Below are 20067 nucleotides of genomic sequence, written 5' to 3' on the forward strand. Positions count from 1 at the left end.
TGCTCATATCACTGTTTTGTCCTACTGGACCTTTTTCACCGACGGTGGCGTCCAGCTTCCGTCGAGGATCGACGGGTTGGTCTCCTTCGGCCAGTACATACGCAGCATCGGGATGAATGAGCCCTTCGGCGCGGGCAGCCAGTTTGCTTCCTTGTCCGCGCCAGGCGACTCGTTCTGGAAGTAGAGCGTCACCGAGCCGTCGTCGTTCGGCACCAGATGGTTGCGCGGGCTGACCGTGAACTTGTTCAGCTTGTTCGGCACGAACCACCAGCCCTGGTCGATCTCATACATGGTGATCGACCAGAAACCGCTGACCGGTGGCTCCTGGCCCTTGGCGAAGGTCAGCGTGTACTTGTGCTCGCCCGAGAGCGGCTGGCCGTCCGCGTCCTTCAGCGTATAGGGATAGACAGCGTCCTGCTGCAGGTTCGCCGGCCAGCCAAAGGCCGCAACGACCGCCCGCTTCATGTAGTCCGTCCCGTACGCGCCGACCCCCTTGGTGACGGTCCAGCCGTTCAGTTCCACGCCAAGCGAGGGCTGGTTGTCGCCGATCTTCTTCAGCGCGTCCTGCGGCAGTGTTTCGAGCGCCGCCGCAGCGTCGGGGCCGAGCGCGGCGAGGTCGAAGTCCTTGCATGGCTCGATGCCGATCTTCGCCATTTCCGCCAGCATAGGCGCATCCTCGGCGGCCGGCGGCGCGGTCTTGCACATCAACTCGGCCAGGCGGTCGAAATAGCCTTCGGTTCCGAAGCCGAGGATCACCTCCTGCGGCTTGTCCGTCAGCGAAAAACCGGGATCAGGATTGAACGGTGGCGCGACATAGGTGTAGTCAGCCTTGCCCTCTGCCGACAGCGGGCGGATGTCGTACTGCGCTTGCAGCGCGTTCACCGCCTCATAGTCGGCCTCGGTGCCGTCGGCGTAGGTGCGGGCCAGCGTTAGCATGTAGCGGGTCGGCACCTCGACTCGCGTCATCCCTTCCGGGACCTCGCCGCTCCAGCCCGGGCCGGTGAGCAGGAATTTGTGCGCCTTCTCGCCAGTGGTGCGGCTGCCGCCGGAATGGATGACCGGCATCCAGAGACTGTACATCGGAAAGAGGAAGTAGCGCTCGCCCATGTCCGGATAGGACAGGACCCAGGGCTCGTCGCCGAGGTCGAGCCATGCCGCCGAATAGAGCGTATCGGCGTTCGGCGCGGACACGCCGCGATAGTCGGCCGGCGGATAGCGCTCGACGTTAATGAAATGCCCCATCGGCCCGCGCAGACCCTCCACCTTGTCGACGCTGGTCATCTGCACCCGCGTCACCTCGGTGGTGATCAGCGAATAGCCGTAGACGTAGGCATCCGTCGCGATCGACCTTGCTTCATCGACGGTCAGCGCGTTTGCAGTGCCGGAACCGACGGCCGTCGCCAGCCCGGTCATGAGCATGAAACTGGCCAGATATTTTGATGTCATACGTTTACCCTCTCCATTCTGTTCGGATCGTCGTTCAAGATCTGCGTGGAAACAAATCCGACAGGAAATCCTTAGTGGACCGCGTTAAGCCGGCAAGACAAGCTTGCGATCGAAGCGCAACCTTACCTTGCGGCATGAAGCAGTGTACATGACGCCCGATGTTCCAGACGAACCATTTTGCGCCAACGCTCCGCAAGCTCCCGACCAGTTCCAGGTTCGATTCGGTGCCCGTCATTTCGGTGACCGCTCTTGCGGGCGTCCCCGGTTTCGTCCGCGCTGCCTTTGGCGACAAGCTGCTCAGGCAAGCCAATCGGGCGGCGATGCTCGACATCGAGGCGATCGAAGATCAGGACTGCTTCATCCCGCATCTTACGATGAGCGCCTTCGTCGACTCCGTCGCCAGACTGACGGGCGAAGAATATTTTGGGCTGATGCTGGCGCCCCATTTGACGATCGCGAGCTATGGCTGCTGGGGCGAGTATGTCCTCGGCGCATCCACCCTGGGCGATGCAATCCAGCGGGCCGCTGCCACGATCGGTTTTCACAGCAGGGGCGACTCCCTATCGCTGAGCGTCATTGGTGGGCAGGCGCGCCTGAGCTACACCAGCGCCGCAAAAGGACTTGGCGGTTATGCGCAGGTCGCCTGCGGCGCGGCCGGTGTCGTGGTGAACCTCTGCCGGTCCTTCCTTCCCGCCCGTCCGCCGCTGCGATGCGTCGAGCTCGACCTTCCGAAGCCGCGCCGGTCCGGCCTCTTCGACGACGTATTCGGCTGCCCGGTTCTTTTCGAGAAGCCGACCGTGACGGTCTGTCTCGACGCCGCGTGGCTCAAAGCCGGTCGACATCTGCGTGACGAACCCGCCTTCATCACGGTCGACGATCTCGCTCGGGCGCGTGTGGACTGTCGGAAACTGACCGGTCTCAGCGACGTTCTTGCCGAACAGATCTGGTCCCAGGTGCTTGCGGGCAAGGTATCGATCGAAAGCGCCGCGCGATCTCTCGACACAAGCGTCCGAACGCTCCAGCGCGAGCTCAATCGCGAGGGTACGGACTTCAGGACATTGGCGAACCTCGTGCGAAGCCAAAGGGCGCTCGAACTGTTGCGCCACTCCGATGCATCGGTGACCCAAATCTCAGGTTTGTTGGGCTATTCGGCGCCGGCCCACTTCGCCCGAGCGCTCCGCAAGGCTACGGGGCTCGGCCCCAAGGAGTTTCGTCAACTGATCTCCCTCGGGAGCTAGACCTGACATCCGCGCGCGGGTGGGCGAAGCCGTCATTCGGCCACGGAGCGTGGACGTCGGTTCAGGGGCAATGCCGGCTCTGCAATGCGGTTGGAGCCACCTCGGCATCCCTTGATCTCGCCGCTCTCTCAGTGAAAGTCTCCACCGCATGAAATGGCGCGACGAAGGCGCAATCCTCGGCATCCGTCGCCACGGCGAGACGTCGATCTTTCTGTCATACCAGCAGCGTCGCGCCGCCCCATATGATCAGCGCGATGCCGGCCGCGCGGCCGACCCACTGGCCGGCGGAAAACAGCTTTTCAACCAGCACCAGAACGGCCAGCGCGGCAATCCACGCCAAGTTCATCACGCCGCCGACGAACAGCAGCGCCATCAGCATCCAGCAGCATCCGACGCAAAAGGCTCCGTGCAGGGCGCCCAGACGCAGCGCGCCGAGCGCGTGCGGACGCCAGTGGCGGGAAAGGAACGCCGCCGGCGCCCGGCAATGCGACAGGCAGGCGTTCTTGAGTGGCGAGAGCTGATAGAGGCCCGCAGTGATAAGCACGATTGCCGAAAGCCAGCGGCTCCCCGAACCCATCGTCGTCGCCGAGACGATTTCGCCGCGTTCCAGCACCCAGTACAGAACGGCCGCCGCGACGGAGAACCCCAGCCAGACCAGAAGGTAGCCTGCCACGAATACGCCGGTCGGGGCGAGGCCGTCCTGGCTCTGACGCTCGGTAAGCGCATGGCGATGCACGCGCGCATAGAGCAGGACGGTCGGCGCGGCGCTCGGCGACATCATGGCGATCATCATGATCCACCACATGGCGATCATCAGCGTCCAGATCGTGGGTCCCCAGGCCTGCGCCTCCGTCGCCATCGCGCCCATGTCCATGCCAGGCATATCCATCCCGGACATTTCCATGCCGGACATGTCCATCCCCGGCATATCGGTGCCTGCGGCCTGCTGGTGGGGGAACAGCGCGAGCTTCGTCATCTCCCACGCATTCATGCCGAGCCCGGCGCCTGTGACGATATAGAGCCATGCCAGCACGCACAGCACCGCCAGCCCCGCGACCGTGACGAGACGGTCGCGTCTGAGCAGGCGTTCGAGGGGGCCGTCCATGCAGCGCGTCAGGCGCGCACGACCCCGTGATTGTTGAGATGCAGCCGCGCGAACTGGGCGTAAGTGTCCTTGGTGTCGAACTGAACCGGCCCGCTGGTCCTGCTCGAAGCGCTGCCGATCTCGGCGACGGCATATTCGAAGCCGTTCGGCAACACGATCTGAGCGCGCGATTCGGCGCCCGTCACCTTGTTGCGAATCGGCTCGCCGACCGTATCGATATAATCCTTGACGAAGATGCGGCCCCTGCGGCCGTCGATATCGAGTTCAAGATCGATCCTGGTGAAGACAGGCTCGTTCACTTTGGTCACGGTGGTGGCGAAAACGGCGAACATCGTCGCGAACGGGTCGGTGTCCTGGCCCGACATGATGCGCAGCAGCGCCTCGCGCTGCCGGTCGGTCGCCTTCTCGTCGACGAAGGCGATGCATTCGCCATTGCCTTCGTGGATCGGGCCGGGCCATTTGAAGATCGCGGCGATCCTGAGACCGTCGAGACGGGTCTCGCCGTGATGGCCCTCATCGATCTGAATGCCCGCCGCAGCATAGCAATGGCCCTTGTCGGGCAGCGCATTAAACTGGCAGTTGCAACCATACTCGCAAGTGCAATTGACGAGTTCGCGTCCCTTGATCTCCCAAGATGTCATGACAACCTCCCTGGCCCTATAAGTATTCGAGATATTATATACCTGTGCTCGCCGCCACGCCATCCTGCCGCGCAAAGAATACGTCAGGCTGAAATATGTCATCATCGACACAGGGGTGAACATTCACTTCAGGGATCATGAGGTCGACTTGGGGGCGGGCGGAATCGGCGAAGCGGTTGGCAATCGGTGGGCGGCGCAAGGTTGCCGGCTCCTCGATCCCCCTCCTTGATCTCGCCGCTGTTTCCGTGAAACTCTGCGCCGCATGGAATGGCGCGACGAAGGCATAATCCTCGGCACCCGCCGGCACGGCGAGACGTCGATCATCCTCGAAGTGATGACGCGCGCTCATGGCCGCCATCTCGGCATGGTGCGCGGCGGGCGCTCGCGCAAGCAGCAGCCGGTGCTGCAGGCGGGAAACCAGGTCGAGCTCGTCTGGCGGGCGCGCCTCGACGAGCATCTCGGCACCTTCCAGGCCGAAGCCATCGAGCTCAACGCCGCGCGCCTGTTCGACAGCGCCGTCGCCGTCTTCGGCCTGCAAACCATCGCCGCGCATCTGCGCCTGATGCCGGAGCGCGACGTGCATCCGGCGCTCTACGAGACGCTGGCGCTGCTGATCTGCCATCTCGACGAACCGCTGCTCGCCGGCGAACTGGTGGCGCGGTTCGAGCTGATGGTGCTGGAGGAACTGGGTTTTGGCCTCGATCTCTCGGAATGCGCCGCGACGGGCGCGCGCACCGATCTCGTCTACGTCTCGCCGAAATCCGGCCGCGCCGTGTCGCGCGAGGCCGGCGCGCCGTGGCGCGACAAGCTGCTGGTGCTGCCCGATTTCCTGGCCGCGCCAGCCCGTCGCGCCGATCCCGCGGCGATCGATCATGCCTTCCGCCTCACCGGCTTCTTCCTGGCGCGGCACGTCTACGAGCCGCGCGGCATTTCCGAACCCGAGGCGCGCGCCGGTTTTTTGGCCGCGCTGCGCAAGCTGAACGGCGCGCCCGCGCCTGGAGAACACGCCGCATGAGTGAAGTCGAATTGTTTCCCGGCCATGTTTCGAGACTGGGCCTGGGCACGATCCCGCGCGAGGATCTGGCCGGCCAGCCGGGTCTTGCGCTGCTCCAAAAGCTGATTGCCGGCGAATATCCCGCGCCGCCGATTGCCGGCACGCTCAGTTTTACGCTGACCGCGGTCGAGCCGGGCAGGTCGGTGTTCCGCGGCCTGCCCAACGAAAGCCATCTCAACCCGCTTGGCGGCGTGCATGGCGGCTGGACGGCGACCATCATGGATTCGGCGCTCGCCTGCGCCGTCCACACCACGCTGGAGGCGGGCGAGGCCTATACGACCGCCGAGTTCAAGGTGAATTTTCTGCGGCCGATCACGCCGAGGACCGGCGAGGTCGTGTGCGAGGGCCGCGTCGTCCATCGCGGCCGCACGCTGGCGGTGTCGGAGGCGACGCTGAAGGACCAAGCCGGCAAACTTCTGGCCTTCGGCACCGAAACATGCTCCATCTTCCCCGCCGCCAGCCTGGCCGGACGGTGAAGGCCGGCAGGCGGGCGAGGGACCGCGATGTTCGATAGTTTTTTCGGCATGCTGAGCGTCATCGGCGTCGTCGCGCTGATCGTCGTCGCAACCCGCCAGCAGTCGCGCATCGGCCTGCTGGAGCGCGAGATCAAGGCGCTCCGCTCTTTCATCCTGTCGCTGCCGGGCGAGGGCAGGGCGGCCACAAGATCGTCCGCAACTGCCGCAGGCACCGCATCCTCTTCCGTATCGGCAAGCGCTGCTTCGGCGACCGCCGAAGCGATGGCCGTCGAAGGTATCGATGTTGCGCCGGTCGGGCCTGTCGGCGAGAAGGATACGGCGCCGGCCGATCAGCCCGGCCTCGCCGCCTTCCGTGCCCGGCAGGCCGGAACAGGGGCTTTGTCCGAAAGCGATTCGGCAGCCTCGGCCGCCGTCGGGGCGGATCAGTTCGAGCCCGGCGAAGCTGAAGGGGCGCGCGCCGTCGTGCCCCCTGCCGAGGATGCAACCGAGCCTGCTGCCGAGCCTGCCAGGCCGCCGAAGGCGACGCAGAAAACACCCGACCTCGAAACCGCGCTCGGCACGCGCTGGGCGGTCTGGGTCGGCGGCGTGGCGCTGGCGCTGGGCGGCATTTTCCTCGTCCGCTATTCGATTGAGGCCGGCTGGTTCGGGCCCGGCACCCGTCTGGTTCTGGCCGGCCTGTTCGGCCTTGTGCTGATGGCGGCCGGCGAGTTCATCCGCCGCACCGGCTTCAGCTTACCGGCGCCCGGCGCTACGGGCGCCTACATCCCCGCGATCCTCACCGCCGTCGGCGCCTTCACACTGTTCGGTGCGATCTACGCCGCCCACAGCATCTACGGCTTCATCGGGCCTGCTTCGGCCTTCGTGCTTCTCGGCATTGTCGGCATTGCCACCACGGCGCTGGCCCTGATCCACGGGCAGGCGTTGGCCGGCGTCGGCCTGCTCGGCTCGCTGGTCACGCCCGTCCTGGTCGCCACCGAAGCGCCCAATCCCTGGGCGCTGTTCGGTTATCTCGCCATCGTTCTCGTCTCCTCCATCGCCATCGCCCGCATCCGCCGCTGGCGTTTCCTCGCCTCCACCGCCTTCTTCGGCACCGGCTTCTGGTGTGTCGTCTACATGGCCGAGATGTTTCCGGTGGATTTGAAGATCGTCCTCTTCATCAATGCCGTGATGCTGGCCTGCCTCGCCTTTTTGTGGCCGGACAGCGAGCCCGACGCTAGGGCCGGCTACCGCGCCTTCCCCGCCGCGATCCCCGCCTTTTTCGTCGCGCTCGCCGCGTCGGCGCTCATGGTCGATCCGACGTTCCAGGCGATCGGCGGCGTGCCGGCCGGCACGGCGCTGTTCGTGTTGATGGTGGCGCTGGCCGCTTGGCGTGCCGAGGCGCTGCCGCTGCTGTTCGGCGCCGGAATAGCGGTCGGCCTCGTCTATCTGCGTATCGGCTTTGCCGGCTCGTTCGATTTCGAGATGATGGGCGAGCCCGTCGCCGTCGAAGGTTTTTCCGTCGTCTCCTCGGTCGATGCGCTGTTTTATCCCGGCATCCTGCTCTCCGCCGTCTTCATCGCCGCCGGCCTGTTCCAGGCGCGGCGTCTGGTCGCCGCCGGGCGGTCCGGCGCCATGTCCTGGGCGGCATTCGCGGCAATCGTGCCGTTCGTCGCGGCCTGTTCGCTTTGGCTGGCGCTCGGCAATCCGGATGTCGATTTCCGCTACGCCTTCGCCGCGCTGCTGCTGGCCGCTATCCTCGCTGCCGGCGGCGAGCTGGTTGCCCGCGCCGAGCAGCCGGCGCTCACCGGCGGCCCGCCGGTCTCCTTCCTGCTGGCCGGCGCGGCGGCCGCTCTGGTCGCCGCCATCCACATGGCATTCGGCCCGGCGCCGACGACGATCCTCGCCGGAGCCGCCGCCATTTTGCCGGCCCTGGCCACCCGCTGGCGCAACTATCCGGTTCTGGGCTGGCTGTCGGTCGCCGCCGTCGTCGTCGTGCTGATCCGGGCGGCGATCGACCCGACCATCGTCGGCGACGCGGCCCTCGGCACGACGCCTGTGCTCAACGCGCTGCTGCCCGGCTACGGCATTCCGGCGCTGGCCTTCGCTTTCTCAGCCTGGCAGCTTGGGCACACCACCGGCGGCAGGCCGCGCCTCGCCATGCAGGGCTCGGCGATCTTCTTCGCGCTGCTCACCATCGCCATGCTGGTGCGCCACGCCATGCATGGCGGCATATTGGACACGACCGAAATCACGCTGGCCGAGCAGTCCATCTATTCGCTGCTTGCGCTGGCCGCCGGCGGCATCCTGATCTCGCTCGACCTGCGCGCGCCGAGTTCGGTGCTACGCTACGGCTCGCTGCTGATCGGCGTGCTGTCGGTGGCGATGATCGGGCTCCAGCATGTCCTGCTGCTCAATCCGTTGTTCACCGACGAATCGACCGGCGCCATCCCGGTGTTGAACCTGCTGTTCCTGGCCTATCTGCTGCCGGCCATAGCTGCGGCCGTGCTGGCCTGGTACGCGCGCGGCCGCCGTCCGCAATGGTACGGCATGATGCTCGGCGTCGCCGCCGCCGCGCTCGCCTTCCTTTATGCGACGCTGTCTGTCCGCCGCATCTTCAAGGGCGAGTTCATCGGCTTCTGGAAAGGCCTCGAACCGCTCGAGACCTACAGCTATTCGGCGCTGTGGCTGGTCATGGGCGTGGTCCTGCTGGTCGCCGGCGTGCGCACCGGCTCCTTCATCATGCGCATCGCCTCCGGCGCGCTGATCGCCATTGCGGTGGCAAAAGTGTTCCTGTTCGACATGTCCGAGCTCGAAGGCGTGCTGCGCGCGCTGTCCTTCATCGGTCTCGGCGCAGTGCTGATCGGCATAGGGCTGTTCTATCAGCGGCTGCTGACAAGGGCGGCTGCGCAGTAGCTCCTCCCTTCTCCCCGTTCACGGGGAGAAGGTGGCCCGCAGGGCCGGATGAGGGGCAGCGCGGATATCTGCGGGATTGGTGCTGCCCCTCACCTGCCTGCCGGCATCCTCTCCCCGTAATCGGGGCGAGGAACGCTACTCCGCCGCCACCAGTCCCGGCCGCTCCACCGCCTGCTCCCGGATCGGCCAGTGCACGATCGCGGCAAAAATGCCGAGCGCCACGCCCAGCCACCACACCGGGTCGTAGGTGCCGAAGCGGTCGTAGAGGTAGCCCCCTAGCCAGACGCCGAGGAACGAGCCGATCTGGTGCGACAGGAAGACGACGCCGCCCAGCATGGCGAGGTGGCGCGTGCCGAACATGATCGCCACCAGCGAATTGGTCGGCGGCACGGTGGACAGCCACAGCAGCCCCATGACGATGGCGAAGACGATGACGCTAGCCGGCGTCTGCGGCAAAAGCAGGAAGGCCGTCACCGCCACCGAGCGGGCGAGATAGATCAGCACGAGGAATTTCGGCTTGGGATAACGCTGGCCGATGAAACCCGAGGCCAGCGAGCCGATGATGTTGAAAAAGCCGATCAGCGCCAGTGCAATCACGGCGTAACGCGCGGGAATGCCGATGTCGCCGATATAGGCGGGGAAATGCGCGGTGATGAAGGCGACCTGGAAGCCGCAGACGAAGAAGCCGGAGACCAGCAGCAGATAGCTGGAATGGCCGAGCGCCTCGCGCAGCGCCTGGCCGGCCGTCTGCTGGAACGCCGCCTGCGCCTTTTGCGCGGCATGCGAACTGCCGGCCAGCGGCATCGCCAGCACGGGGATCACCAGCATGGCGATGGCCATGTAGACCAGCGTGTCCGACCAGCCGAAAGCGTCGATCATGCCCTGGCTGAGCGGCGCGAACAGGAACATGCCGGCCGAGCCGGCCGCCGTGCCGATGCCGAACACCAGCGAGCGCATTTCCGGCGGCGTGTGCCGCGCGAAGGCTGCGAGCACGATGGAGAAGGAGCCGGCCGCGACCCCCATGCCGACCAGCACGCCGCCGCCGATATGCAGCATGGTCGGCGTCGTAGCCGTCGCCATCAGCGCCAGGCCGGCCGCGTAGATGATGCCGCCCGCCGCCAGCACGCGCCATGTGCCGTAGCGGTCGGCGATCGCCCCGAAGAACGGCAGGCTGAGCCCCCAGAACAGGTTCTGGATCGCCATGGCGAGGCCGAAGGTCGTACGGTCCCAGCCTTTTTCCGCCAGCATCGGCAGTTGGAAGAAGCCCATCGCCGAGCGCGGTCCGAAAGTCAGTGCCGCGATGATGCAGCCGCAGGCGATGATCAGCCAGGGAAACGGGCGCGAAGGTGCTGCGGCGGTCGTCGACGTCATGAGGGTTCCTCCAGATCGCCGGCAACCTAGACGAGTTTTGTCCCTCATCCGAATGAATAGATTCGACCGATAGTTCAGTTTGATTGATGGAAAAGGAGAGCTTCAGTGGCCGGTGGTCCTGCCGGACGGCATTGTGTGGCTGCGCGCCTCCCCACGCCTACTCGTCCCGCCGATTGCTCCCTGATTGAACCCACGCCTCGACTCGTTCCGAACATCGGGAGTGTCATTGCAGCGGGAAAGCTTACAGCCTAGGGTCGGCTGGCGCCGCAACCCGACAAGTTCAGGGCCAAGGCGCGGAGGGGATGAGACGCGCATGTCGACAGCAATTGCCATTCTCGGCGGCGTCGGACTTTTCCTTCTCGGCATGACCGTCATGACCGACGGCCTGAAGGCGTTGGCGGGATCGGCCTTGCGCACCGCGCTGGGCGCCGCGGCGGCCACGCCGCTTTCGGGAGCCTTCTGGGGCGCCATCGTCACGCTGCTGGTGCAGTCATCGAGCGCGGTGACGATGACGACGATCGGCCTCGTCAACGCCGGGCTTCTGACTTTTCCACAAGGGCTCGGCCTCGTCTTCGGCGCCAATGTCGGCACGACCGGCACGGCCTGGCTGGTGGCGCTGATCGGCGTGCGTGTCTCGCTCTCGGCTTACGCACTGCCGCTGATCTTCGTAGGCGCGCTGGCGAAGCTGCTGGGCGGCGGGCGGATCGCGGCGGCGGGCGGCGCGCTCGCTGGTTTCGCGCTGGTGCTCTACGGGCTGACGACGCTGCAGCAGGGCATGGGCGGCCTTGCCGAAAGCCTCCATCCTTCCGACTTGCCCGCGGTGCTCGGCGCGCCGGGGGTCGGCTGGAGCGCGGGCTTCGTCGGGCTCATGACGCTGATCGCCATCGGCTTGGCGATGACCGCGGTCATGCAGTCATCGACCGCCGCGATCGCCGTCACCATTTCGGCTTTCTTCGCGGGCGCGGTGAGCCTGGAGCAGGGCATGGCCCTGATCATCGGTCAGAACATCGGCACGGCGACGAGTTCCGCACTGGCCGCAATCGGCGCCAGCACCACGGCCAAGCGCCTCGCTCTCGCCTATGTCCTGTTCAAGCTCATAGCGGCGCTGATTGCGATCGTCGCCTTCCCGTTCACGGCCACACTGATGCAAAACTTCTCCGCGTCGGTCGACGGGATGACGCTGCTTGCTGCCTATCACACGGCCTACAACGTCGTCGGAGTCGCAGTGCTCCTTCCGGCGACGCAATGGTTCACCCGCGTCGTCGAGCGGCTGCTGCCGTCGCGGCAGACGCCGCTGCAGCGCGCGCTCGATCCGAGCGTGCTCGCCAGCCCGGTGATCGCGGTCGAGACCGTGCGGCGCGTCCTGGCGGACGTCCTTGCGACAAATGCCGCCTCGGTTTCCGCCGCGCTTTCGGACAGCGGCGGGGCGGCCGCCGCGCGGGACACGACAGAAGCGGTCGTCGCGCTTGCGGAAGCGCGTGACTTCCTGTCCGAATTGAAGGAGCATCCCGAGACGGAGGCGGAGCGGCTGCGCCTGACCAGCATATTGCACGCGCTCGATCACACCTCGCGCCTGGTGGACGTCCTGGCGAACGGCGAGTTCCCCCAACAGACCGCCGACGCCCCCCTCGACCGTCGCACCGCCGAACTGTGCGGGCGCGCCATGCGCGCCGTCCAGGCCGTTGGCCGCTCGATCACAACGGAATCCGCGCTTAGCGCGCAGGCAGCGCCCATCGGCTGGAGCATTTCGCCCGAGATTGCCGCAGCACTCGCCGACGGGGAGGGCGCGGCGAGGGAACTCGACGACCTGCAGCGGAACCACCGCGCCGCGACCCTTGCCTCCGTTGCGTCGGGACAACTCGCCGCCGCGGATGCCTTCGCGCGGATCGAGGCTGCCGGGCGGCTTGACAGGATCGCGCATCATGCCTGGCGCTCGGCGGCGCATCTCCTCGGCAGAGGCGTACAGGACACCGCCTTGGCGGTGACCGCTAGGGTCGAGAGAGTGCCTTGAGCGTTTTCGAGATGCTGGCCATTGTTTTCGGACCGGCAGGCTCGTCGCCGCCAAATCCTTCAATGGCCATTCCGGCGCAAATTACTTCGCGAACTTCCTTGCTCCCGCAACGCACAGCACCACGCCGACGGTGACGACAAGCATCACCCCGCTCACCTGTTCACCGAGCAGGCTCGCCGCAAGCGCCAGCCCGAAGAACGGCTGGAGCAGTTGCAACTGCCCGACGGCGGCGATGCCGCCCAGCGCCAGCCCGCGATACCAGAAGATAAAGCCGATCAGCATGCTGAACAGGGAGACATAGGCGAGACCCGCCCAGGCCGGCCCGCCTATGCCCGTGAGCGACGGCGGCATGGTGCCGACCGCCACCGCCAGCATGACCGGCAGCGACATCACCAGCGCCCACGAGATCACTTGCCAGCCGCCGAGCCGCCGCGACAGCTTTGCGCCTTCGGCATAACCGAGACCGCAGACGACGACCGCCGCCAGCATCAGCAGATCGCCGACCGGCGATGCGCTGACCCCTTGCGACAGGGCAAAGCCGGCGACCAATGCGCTGCCCAGGCACGAGAACAGCCAGAACGCCGGGCGCGGCCGCTCGCCGCCGCGTAGCACCGCGAAGATCGCCGTCGCCAGCGGCAGCAGGCCGATGAAGACGATGGAATGCGCCGAGGTGACGTGCTTCAGCGCCAGCGCCGTCAGCAGCGGGAACCCCACGACGACGCCGAAGGCGACGATGGCCAGCGACGCCAGATCGCCACGCGCCGGGCGTTTTTCGCGAAACATCAAGAGCAGCGCGAGGCCGAGCAGCCCGGCGATGGCCGCCCGCGCCACGGTCAGGAACACCGGATCGAAATCCATGACCGCCACACGAGTCGCCGGCAACGATCCGCTGAAGATCAGCACGCCGATAAACCCGCTGATCCAGCCGCCCGTCATCCTGTCCACCAAATTCTCCATTTGCTTCCGCGTCTGCCGACGGCAATCGCCGAAGGGCCGCGCCGATCGCGGGCAGGCGCGGCCCTTTTGCGCGGCGTCGGCTGGCCTTGCCAGAGACAATGCATTACAGTTTGGCAAAACTGTTAGGGATACAACGGCAGTACGGATGGATCATCGCCTCACCCCCGACGGCAAGGACGGCACGCTGGTCGGCTCCGTCATGGCGACCATCCGCCAGCGCATCGCGGCCCGCGGCCTGACGCCGGAGGCAAAGCTGCCCTCCATACGCGCCTTCGCCAAAACCATGCAGGTCTCCACCTCAACGATCGTCGATGCCTATGAGCGGCTGGCGGCGGAAGGCGTCATCCGCTCGCGGCCGGGTTCGGGCTTCTACGTCTCCAGTCCGCTGGCGCCGCTCTCGCTGGCCGAGATCGGCCCCCGTCTGGACCGCGAGGTCGATCCGCTGTGGATATCGCGCCAGTCGTTGGAGGCGGGCGACGAGGTGCTGAAACCCGGCTGCGGCTGGCTGCCGGCCTCGTGGATGCCGGAAGAGGGGTTGCGCCGGGCGCTGCGGTCGCTTGCCCGCGCCGACGACGCGGTGCTGACCGACTACGGCACGCCCCTCGGCCTCGCGCCGCTCCGCCAATTGCTGGCCCGGCGCCTGAGCGGGCACGGCGTCGAGGCCTCGCCCGACCAGATCGTCTTGACCGAATCCGGCACGCAAGCCATCGACCTGCTCTGCCGCTTCCTGCTCGAGCCCGGCGACACGGTTCTGGTCGACGACCCCTGTTATTTCAATTTCCATGCGCTGCTGCGGGCGCACCGGGCAAACATCGTCAGCGTTCCCTACACGCCCTCCGGGCCGGACATGACGCTTTTTGCGCAAGCGCTCGCCGAACACCGGCCGCGCCTCTACATCACCAACTCCGCGCTGCAGAACCCGACGGGCGCGACCCTCTCCGCCGCCGTCGCCCACCGCCTGCTGAAACTCGCGGACCAGGCGGGATTGACCATCATCGAGGACGACATCTTCGCCGATTTCGAGATCAGCCCGGCGCCGCGCCTGGCGGCCTTCGACGGGCTGAGCCGCGTCGTCCAGATCGGCAGTTTTTCAAAAACGCTGTCCGCCTCGGTGCGCTGCGGTTTCATCGCCGCCCCGCGCGACTGGATCGACGGGCTGACCGACCTGAAGATCGCCATGTCCTTCGGCGGCGGCCGGCTGTCGTCGCAACTGGTGCTGAAACTGCTCGGCGACGGCAGCTACCGCAAGCACATGGAGGCGCTGCGCTCGCCCCTCTCCCGCGCGATGGCCGAGACGACGGCCCGCCTGGCGGAACTCGGCATCACCCCCTGGCACGAGCCGCGCGCCGGCATGTTCCTCTGGTGCCGCCTGCCCGAGGGCCTGGATGCCGCCGACATCGCCCGCCGCGCCCTGGCAGACAACGTCGTACTGGCCCCCGGCAACGCCTTCAGCCTGTCGCGCACCGCCAACGGTTTTTTGCGCTTCAACGTGGCGCAGTCGGGAGACCAGCGCATCTTCAAGGTGCTGGCGGCCGCAATGCGGCGGTGAGGCCGCGGTTCCTCCTCCGCGAAGCGGGGGGTCCGTAGGACGACAACGCGAAGCGTGGTGGAGGGGTCACGTGCGATATCCGTGGCGTCACCTGACGTCCGCCGAACGCACCCTTCGCCGCCTCACCCGATTTCCCAAATAAATTCAGGGAAGAAACCGCACCCATGCAACGTTCACACCAATGGCAGCACCCGGTCCGCAGTTGGCAGGCCAAAGCGTGGGCTTGCGCTGGGATGCGAATTGGGGTTTGACGGCGGCGGAACGGGCGGTGCGAGCGTCGCGTATGGACGACAGACGAAGAGCGATCCTGGAGGAGATCCCGCGGCTGAGGCGCTACGCACGCGCGCTGCTGCGCGACCGCGACCGGGCGGACGATCTCGTCCAGGACTGTCTCGAGCGCGCGCTGGCCCATCTCGACAACTGGCGCACCGGCGAAAGCCCGCGCAAATGGCTCTTCACCATCATGCATCACATCTTCGTCGACCAGATGCGGAAGGACAAAAGGCGCGGCGAGTCCGCCATGCTGCCGCTCGACGGTTTCGAGGCGATGGCGGTCCCTGCCGAGCAGTCCGAAGATGCGGGCTCGCGCGAAGTGCTGCAGGCGCTGCAAACCATCAGCCCGGAGCGCCGCGCCGCGATCCTCATGGTCTCCGTCGAGGGCTTTTCCTATGCCGAAGCCTCGACCATCCTGGGCGTGCCGGCCGGCACGCTGATGTCGCGCATCGCCCGCGGCCGCGACGATCTTCGCGCGCTTCTCGACGACGGCGCCCGCCGCCGCGCCATCCGGGTGGTCGACCGATGAGCGCCCGCGACTTTTCCGACCGCGACATCCATCTGGCGCTCGACGCCGAGCTGCCGGACGACGAGCGCGCGCTCTACCAGTCCTGGCTCGACGCCAACCCCGACATGAAGGCGCGCGCCGGCCGTTATTCCGATGATCTGGCCCTGATCCGCGGCGCGCTTTCGGGCATTGCCGACGAGCCGATGCCCGCGCGTCTGGCAGCAATCGTTACCGGAGAGAAAGCGCAGGTGCGGCCCGCCGCCGGCTCCGCCTGGTGGCGCCAGGCCGCTGCCGCCGCGCTGATCTTCGTGGTCGGCGGCGCCGTCGGCTATTTCGCCGCGATCGGATCCGCCGGGGACGCGCAGATGCCCGCCGACCGCCTCGCAGACAGCGCCATCGGCGCCTACGTCACCTACGCCGTCGGGCAATCCCATGCCGTCGAAGTCGAAGGCAACGACCGGGACTATCTGCAAAACTGGCTGTCGAAGCGCACCGGCCTGAAACTGGTGGTGCCCGACCTGTCGGCGCAGGGTTTTGAACTGCTTGGCGGCCGCATCCTGCCCGCCGGCCACGCGGCGGCGGCGCTGCTGGTCTACAAGGACCCCAACGGCAACCAGGTGTCGATCTACCTGACGCCGGAGCCGAAGATGAAGGCGAAAGGCACCTACGCCCAGGGCGACGGCGGCCCCACCGCCATCTACTGGCTGGACGAAGGTTTCGGCTGCGCCATCGTCAGCGCCGCGCCGAAAGACGTGCTCGACGCCGTCGCCGGCAACGCCTGGCGCCAGTTGAAGGAAGGGCTGGCGAGCTAAGGCGGCCGGCTTCACCAACGGATGGCCGGGCTACACAATTGGATATCGTCGTGCAGGACGAGGATGTCCCGGCCGGGCGACTTCGCCGACACGGGTTCAGCCTCGAACCTGGCGTCTCCAAACCTCAGTCCCCAGTCAGTACTTATGGATAACTCTTCTAAAGCTTACACCAGGGGTGCTAGCCGGCGACCGACGAGCAACTCACCGCCTAGGGGCGTGAGCTAGTAGTTCGTCTACTAGTGTAAGTTTGATCCTCCTTTCCGCGCGGCCTTCGAGCGATACGGCCCGTCCGCCCGAATTGGCGCGACAAAAAGGATGGTTTTGACATGGCTATTATCATAGGAACGAACGGGAATGACCGTACCGCGCTCGGAGGCGCGGACCTGATCGGTACTCCCGATGCCGACAAGATTTTCGGCTTCTCCGGAAAGGATCTCCTGGACGGGGGGCTCGGCAACGACTGGCTCGACGGCGGTCTTGGGGATGACTGGCTCTTTGGCCGCGGCGGGAATGACATCCTGATCGGCGGCAAGGGAACCGACATGCTGGAGGGCGGAGCTGGCGAAGATACGCTCGACGGCGGCGCCGGTGACGACACGCTTGTGGGCGGCGATCACAATGATGTGCTGCGCGGCGGCAATGGCGATGACCAGTTGAGCGGCGGGACAGGTGACGACGTTCTCGTCGGTGGATACGGCAGTGACACGATCAATGGTGGTGCGGGCGGATATGACACCGCCTCGTACATCGAGTCTGGCGTCGGCGTGATCGCCAACCTCATCACCGGCACCGTCTATGTGCCGGCCGCCGGGGTTGGCATTCCAGCATCGCTCGACACCCTCGTGAACATCGAAGCGGTGAAAGGGTCGACGCGCGCGGACGAACTCTACGCCTCAGCCACCAGCGCCCTCTTCGGCGACAACGGCAACGACTTCATCTCATCCGGGTCCGGCGGGAACCGCCTCTCGGGCGGTGTAGGTGTCGACACACTAAGCTACCAGTCTTCTTCGACCGGCGGCGTCCAAGTCGACCTGAACGCCAACGCCGTGAGCGGCGGCTGGGCGTCCGGCGACATAGTCGACGGCTTTGAGAACCTGTTGGGGTCTGCGTACAAGGATGTGCTCAAGGGAAACGTGGGCGCAAATGTCATCGAAGGCGGCAATGGGCATGACGAAATCCATGGTCTCGGTGGGCCGGACGTGCTCATCGGCGGTAGCGGCAGTGACTCCCTATGGGGTGGATCTGGCAGCGATACGTTCGTTTACCGCGACATCGCTGACAGCAACTACTTCGCGTCGTTCGACTTCATCAACGATTACGGCGCCGGTGACCGGATCGACCTCAGCGCGTTTAATCTATCCTTTGGCGACTTGGATTTCGACCATTACGGCCAGTATACCCGTATCGTCGCACCCGTCGAAAATAACCTATTCTGTCTTCTGATCGACGGGCACAAGGTGCTGGACAATACCGACTTCATCTTTTGACATGATGGGCCCCCGGCTATGCCGGGGGCCCATCACTATTCAGCGGCTAGAGGCCGACTCATCAGCGCTGACACGAACCGTGCGGCGTCCGCATCGGTTGCGGGCGTGTAGAGCGACAGCCGGAATCCGGCATCGACACCTGACGGCTGCAGGTTTTGGTAGTCGAGGGCAACACGTCCAGCCTGTGAGTGGTCGAACCGCTTTGTCCAGCTCGGGGACTCGGCGAGCGTTCGCGTGCGCCACATCGCAGCGAATTCCTGACTTTCCGCTGAGAGCGCCTCAACCAGTTCCTGATGTTCATCATCACCGACCAGATCGGCGGTCGCAGAGCGGAATTGCCCTGCCGCAGACGCTGCGACCAACGCCCAATCCACGAAAAGCCGGCGCCACGCGCGATCGCAGAACAGCCGCCAAATCAGGTTGGTGTCGCGTGTATCTGCTGGAAAGCTGCCGAACAGAAAATCGGCTGCATCGTTCCAAAAAACAACGTTCCAACGCGCGTCCAGCACATATGCCGGATGCGGCGAGAGCCGGCGTACCATGCTCTGGAGCGTAGTGCTGGGCATTGGTTGCGCCTCCGGCCCAGGCCCGGCATCAAGGTCGGGTCGCGCCAGGCGGTAGAGGTAAGCCCGCTTTACCGCGTCAAGCTTCAATGCTCGAGAAAGGCCTTCGAGCGCCCGCGGCGAGATGCGGATCGGTCGCGCCTGTTCCATCCACATATACCAGGTCGAGCTGATGCCAGCGGCGAAGGCTACCTCTTCGCGCAGCCAACCACGCGCCCGACGCCGGGGATTGACCGGCGCTCCGGCCGTGGCTGGGTCAAGCATCTCGCGGGCACTGCGAAGGAACTGCGCCAGTTCCCTGCGGCGCTCTTGGTCGGCCGTGGCCGATGGACTCTTCAGAACATCTCGCATCTGATCAGCAAGCCCTGCGAAGCTATTAGTTCTTGTACTAGTTTAAGTCTGCATCTTTTACCTAGCATCGATTTGGCACAAAACATTCGTGCGAGCAATCGGAAACGCGGGAATGAGACGTCGCACCTTCTTTCTAGGCAGTGCACTGTACCTAGCGTCAAGGCCTTCCCCAGCGTTCGTGCGACCTCTTCCCCAACTGGATGGAGAACCGGCTATGTCGCCACTTAAGCAGATACGGCATCTCGACTATACAGTCCTCTTCGCCAGAGACATGCCGGCCATGCGCCGTTTCTACGGCGAAACCTTGGAGTTCGAGGTCAATCGTACGCTCGGTCCTGCCTGGATCGAGTATCGCGTCGGCTCCTGCATCCTCGCGCTGACCGAGCGTGGCCTGATGTTTGACGATCCCGAAACCCCGCAGGGCGCGCTCTCGGCGATGCTGGCGTTTAGAGTTCCCAAAGAGGCGGTCGATCAATGCACGGAACTATTGCGCGAGCGCGGCGTGGCCGCGGTCGGCGAACCGACCGACCAGTCCTGGGGTCACCGGACCAGCTACTTCCGGGATCCCGATGGCAACATAATCGAAATCTATGCGGACCTGTAGGACGATGGCACGGTTACCCGTGCCGGTCGATGTCCGGGCGAAGAGTCCAATCGGAATGGGTCTGGATCAAGATGGGGCCCATCCGAGCTTGCAGCCAAACCTCTGATTCCACTTGCTTTTCCAAGCATGACATTTTTTCGGGGCCAAGCCAGCGTCCAGTCAGGTAGCTAGCGGGTTAGGCCGCCATGCTTCGAAAAGTCGAGCTTTTCCAAGGTGTTGAGCGGGAGAGCACGACATTCCTAGGATTATTATCCTAGGATTATTTACATCGATACCGATGACTGCTACAATCCCTGCCGCCTGTGTTTGAAAGGAGCTGGCGGTGGAGTTTGGAGACGCGAGTACGACAATCGAGCGATACCGGCAGGCGCTGAAGCATATCCTGTTGATGCTCGTCGGCATGGCCGAGATGGGGTTTGGCAGGCCGCTGTCGCTGGTGCTTGGGGATGCCGCCGTCGCTCCGAGACCGGGACGGGCGGGAAAGACGGGGAGAAAAAAGCCGTCTCCGGCGCTTTGCCTGCCGCGCCATCTCTACCGTGCCATTCTGCTGCTGCTGCGCCCCGCCGAATCCGCCGCGCGGCGGCTGATCATCGCGGCGGCGCAAGGTATCGTGGTGACGCTGCCGCCGTTTCGCCCGCGAAAACCGAAACCAAAAATTTCCGACACGGTGGCCGCCATGCGCCGCCTCGGCCTCGCCGTCGCCCTGTCGAAGCAAGACTTTGTCCGTTA

Annotated in this window: 16 protein-coding genes and 1 pseudogene; 11 read left to right on the plus strand and 6 right to left on the minus strand. The window is 65.5% G+C overall.

What is annotated here, in order from left to right; genetic code table 11:
* Positions 1–21 precede the first annotated feature (21 nt).
* Positions 22–1446, minus strand: coding sequence for a DUF1254 domain-containing protein (locus tag ACH196_RS32680; protein ID WP_396651022.1), 1425 nt, complete (start codon positions 1444–1446; stop codon positions 22–24).
* Positions 1447–1604: 158 nt separating this feature from the next.
* Between ACH196_RS32680 and ACH196_RS32685 the strand changes: the two genes are divergently transcribed.
* Positions 1605–2684 carry an AraC family transcriptional regulator ligand-binding domain-containing protein gene (locus ACH196_RS32685; protein ID WP_396651023.1) on the plus strand — a complete coding sequence of 360 codons (1080 nt, stop codon included), beginning with the start codon at positions 1605–1607 and terminating at the stop codon, positions 2682–2684.
* Positions 2685–2898: 214 nt separating this feature from the next.
* On the opposite strand, the gene ACH196_RS32690 is transcribed toward ACH196_RS32685, so the two are convergent.
* Positions 2899–3789, minus strand: coding sequence for a DUF2182 domain-containing protein (locus ACH196_RS32690; RefSeq protein ID WP_396651024.1), 891 nt, complete (start codon positions 3787–3789; stop codon positions 2899–2901).
* A gap of 8 nt (positions 3790–3797) precedes the next feature.
* Positions 3798–4430, minus strand: a complete 633-nt coding sequence (locus ACH196_RS32695; protein ID WP_396651025.1) for a DUF1326 domain-containing protein — start codon at positions 4428–4430, stop codon at positions 3798–3800.
* A 262-nt stretch (positions 4431–4692) separates the two neighbouring features.
* Between ACH196_RS32695 and recO the strand changes: the two genes are divergently transcribed.
* From recO to ACH196_RS32710, 3 genes are read left to right on the plus strand one after another with little or no spacing between them, the layout of a single operon-like run.
* Entirely contained in the window at positions 4693–5445 is a 753-nt protein-coding gene (gene recO / locus ACH196_RS32700; RefSeq protein ID WP_396651026.1) for a DNA repair protein RecO, read from the plus strand.
* A complete protein-coding gene (locus ACH196_RS32705) occupies positions 5442–5960 on the plus strand; it encodes a PaaI family thioesterase (RefSeq protein WP_396651027.1) in 519 nt (172 codons plus the stop codon). The genes recO and ACH196_RS32705 overlap by 4 nt, the downstream gene beginning before the upstream one ends.
* A 27-nt stretch (positions 5961–5987) precedes the next feature.
* On the plus strand, positions 5988–8852 hold the full coding sequence (locus ACH196_RS32710) for a DUF2339 domain-containing protein (RefSeq protein WP_396651028.1): 2865 nt from the start codon (positions 5988–5990) through the stop codon (positions 8850–8852).
* Positions 8853–8987: 135 nt separating this feature from the next.
* Here ACH196_RS32710 and ACH196_RS32715 read toward each other — a convergent pair whose 3' ends face one another.
* Complete coding sequence (locus ACH196_RS32715; RefSeq protein ID WP_396651029.1) at positions 8988–10223, minus strand: MFS transporter; 1236 nt, start codon at positions 10221–10223, stop codon at positions 8988–8990.
* Positions 10224–10536: 313 nt separating this feature from the next.
* Here ACH196_RS32715 and ACH196_RS32720 point away from each other — a divergent pair, with 313 nt between their 5' ends.
* Entirely contained in the window at positions 10537–12234 is a 1698-nt protein-coding gene (locus ACH196_RS32720; RefSeq protein WP_396651030.1) for a Na/Pi cotransporter family protein, read from the plus strand.
* An 81-nt stretch (positions 12235–12315) separates the two neighbouring features.
* Here ACH196_RS32720 and ACH196_RS32725 read toward each other — a convergent pair whose 3' ends face one another.
* Positions 12316–13179 carry a DMT family transporter gene (locus ACH196_RS32725; RefSeq protein ID WP_396651031.1) on the minus strand — a complete coding sequence of 288 codons (864 nt, stop codon included), beginning with the start codon at positions 13177–13179 and terminating at the stop codon, positions 12316–12318.
* Between the two features lie 157 nt (positions 13180–13336).
* On the opposite strand from ACH196_RS32725, the gene ACH196_RS32730 reads away from it, so the two are divergent.
* From ACH196_RS32730 to ACH196_RS32745, 4 genes are all read left to right on the plus strand, one after another.
* Positions 13337–14740, plus strand: a complete 1404-nt coding sequence (locus ACH196_RS32730) for a PLP-dependent aminotransferase family protein (RefSeq protein ID WP_396651032.1) — start codon at positions 13337–13339, stop codon at positions 14738–14740.
* A 283-nt stretch (positions 14741–15023) separates the two neighbouring features.
* On the plus strand, positions 15024–15542 hold the full coding sequence (locus ACH196_RS32735; RefSeq protein WP_396651033.1) for a sigma-70 family RNA polymerase sigma factor: 519 nt from the start codon (positions 15024–15026) through the stop codon (positions 15540–15542).
* Positions 15539–16333 (plus strand): anti-sigma factor family protein, encoded by a 795-nt coding sequence (locus ACH196_RS32740; protein ID WP_396651034.1) that lies wholly within the window; start codon positions 15539–15541, stop codon positions 16331–16333. The genes ACH196_RS32735 and ACH196_RS32740 overlap by 4 nt, the downstream gene beginning before the upstream one ends.
* 326 nt (positions 16334–16659) lie before the next feature.
* A complete protein-coding gene (locus tag ACH196_RS32745) occupies positions 16660–17820 on the plus strand; it encodes a calcium-binding protein (protein ID WP_396651035.1) in 1161 nt (386 codons plus the stop codon).
* A 35-nt stretch (positions 17821–17855) separates the two neighbouring features.
* On the opposite strand, the gene ACH196_RS32750 is transcribed toward ACH196_RS32745, so the two are convergent.
* Positions 17856–18734, minus strand: a complete 879-nt coding sequence (locus tag ACH196_RS32750) for a helix-turn-helix transcriptional regulator (RefSeq protein WP_396651036.1) — start codon at positions 18732–18734, stop codon at positions 17856–17858.
* 214 nt (positions 18735–18948) lie between these two features.
* Between ACH196_RS32750 and ACH196_RS32755 the strand changes: the two genes are divergently transcribed.
* Positions 18949–19338: a VOC family protein gene (locus ACH196_RS32755; protein WP_396651037.1), complete on the plus strand. Its 390-nt coding sequence runs from the start codon at positions 18949–18951 to the stop codon at positions 19336–19338.
* A 322-nt stretch (positions 19339–19660) separates the two neighbouring features.
* A pseudogene (locus ACH196_RS32760) lies at positions 19661–20067 on the plus strand (hypothetical protein); the annotation flags it as partial.

This window comes from Mesorhizobium sp. IMUNJ 23232 (assembly GCF_044326205.1).
Taxonomy (GTDB): Bacteria; Pseudomonadota; Alphaproteobacteria; order Rhizobiales; family Rhizobiaceae; genus Kumtagia.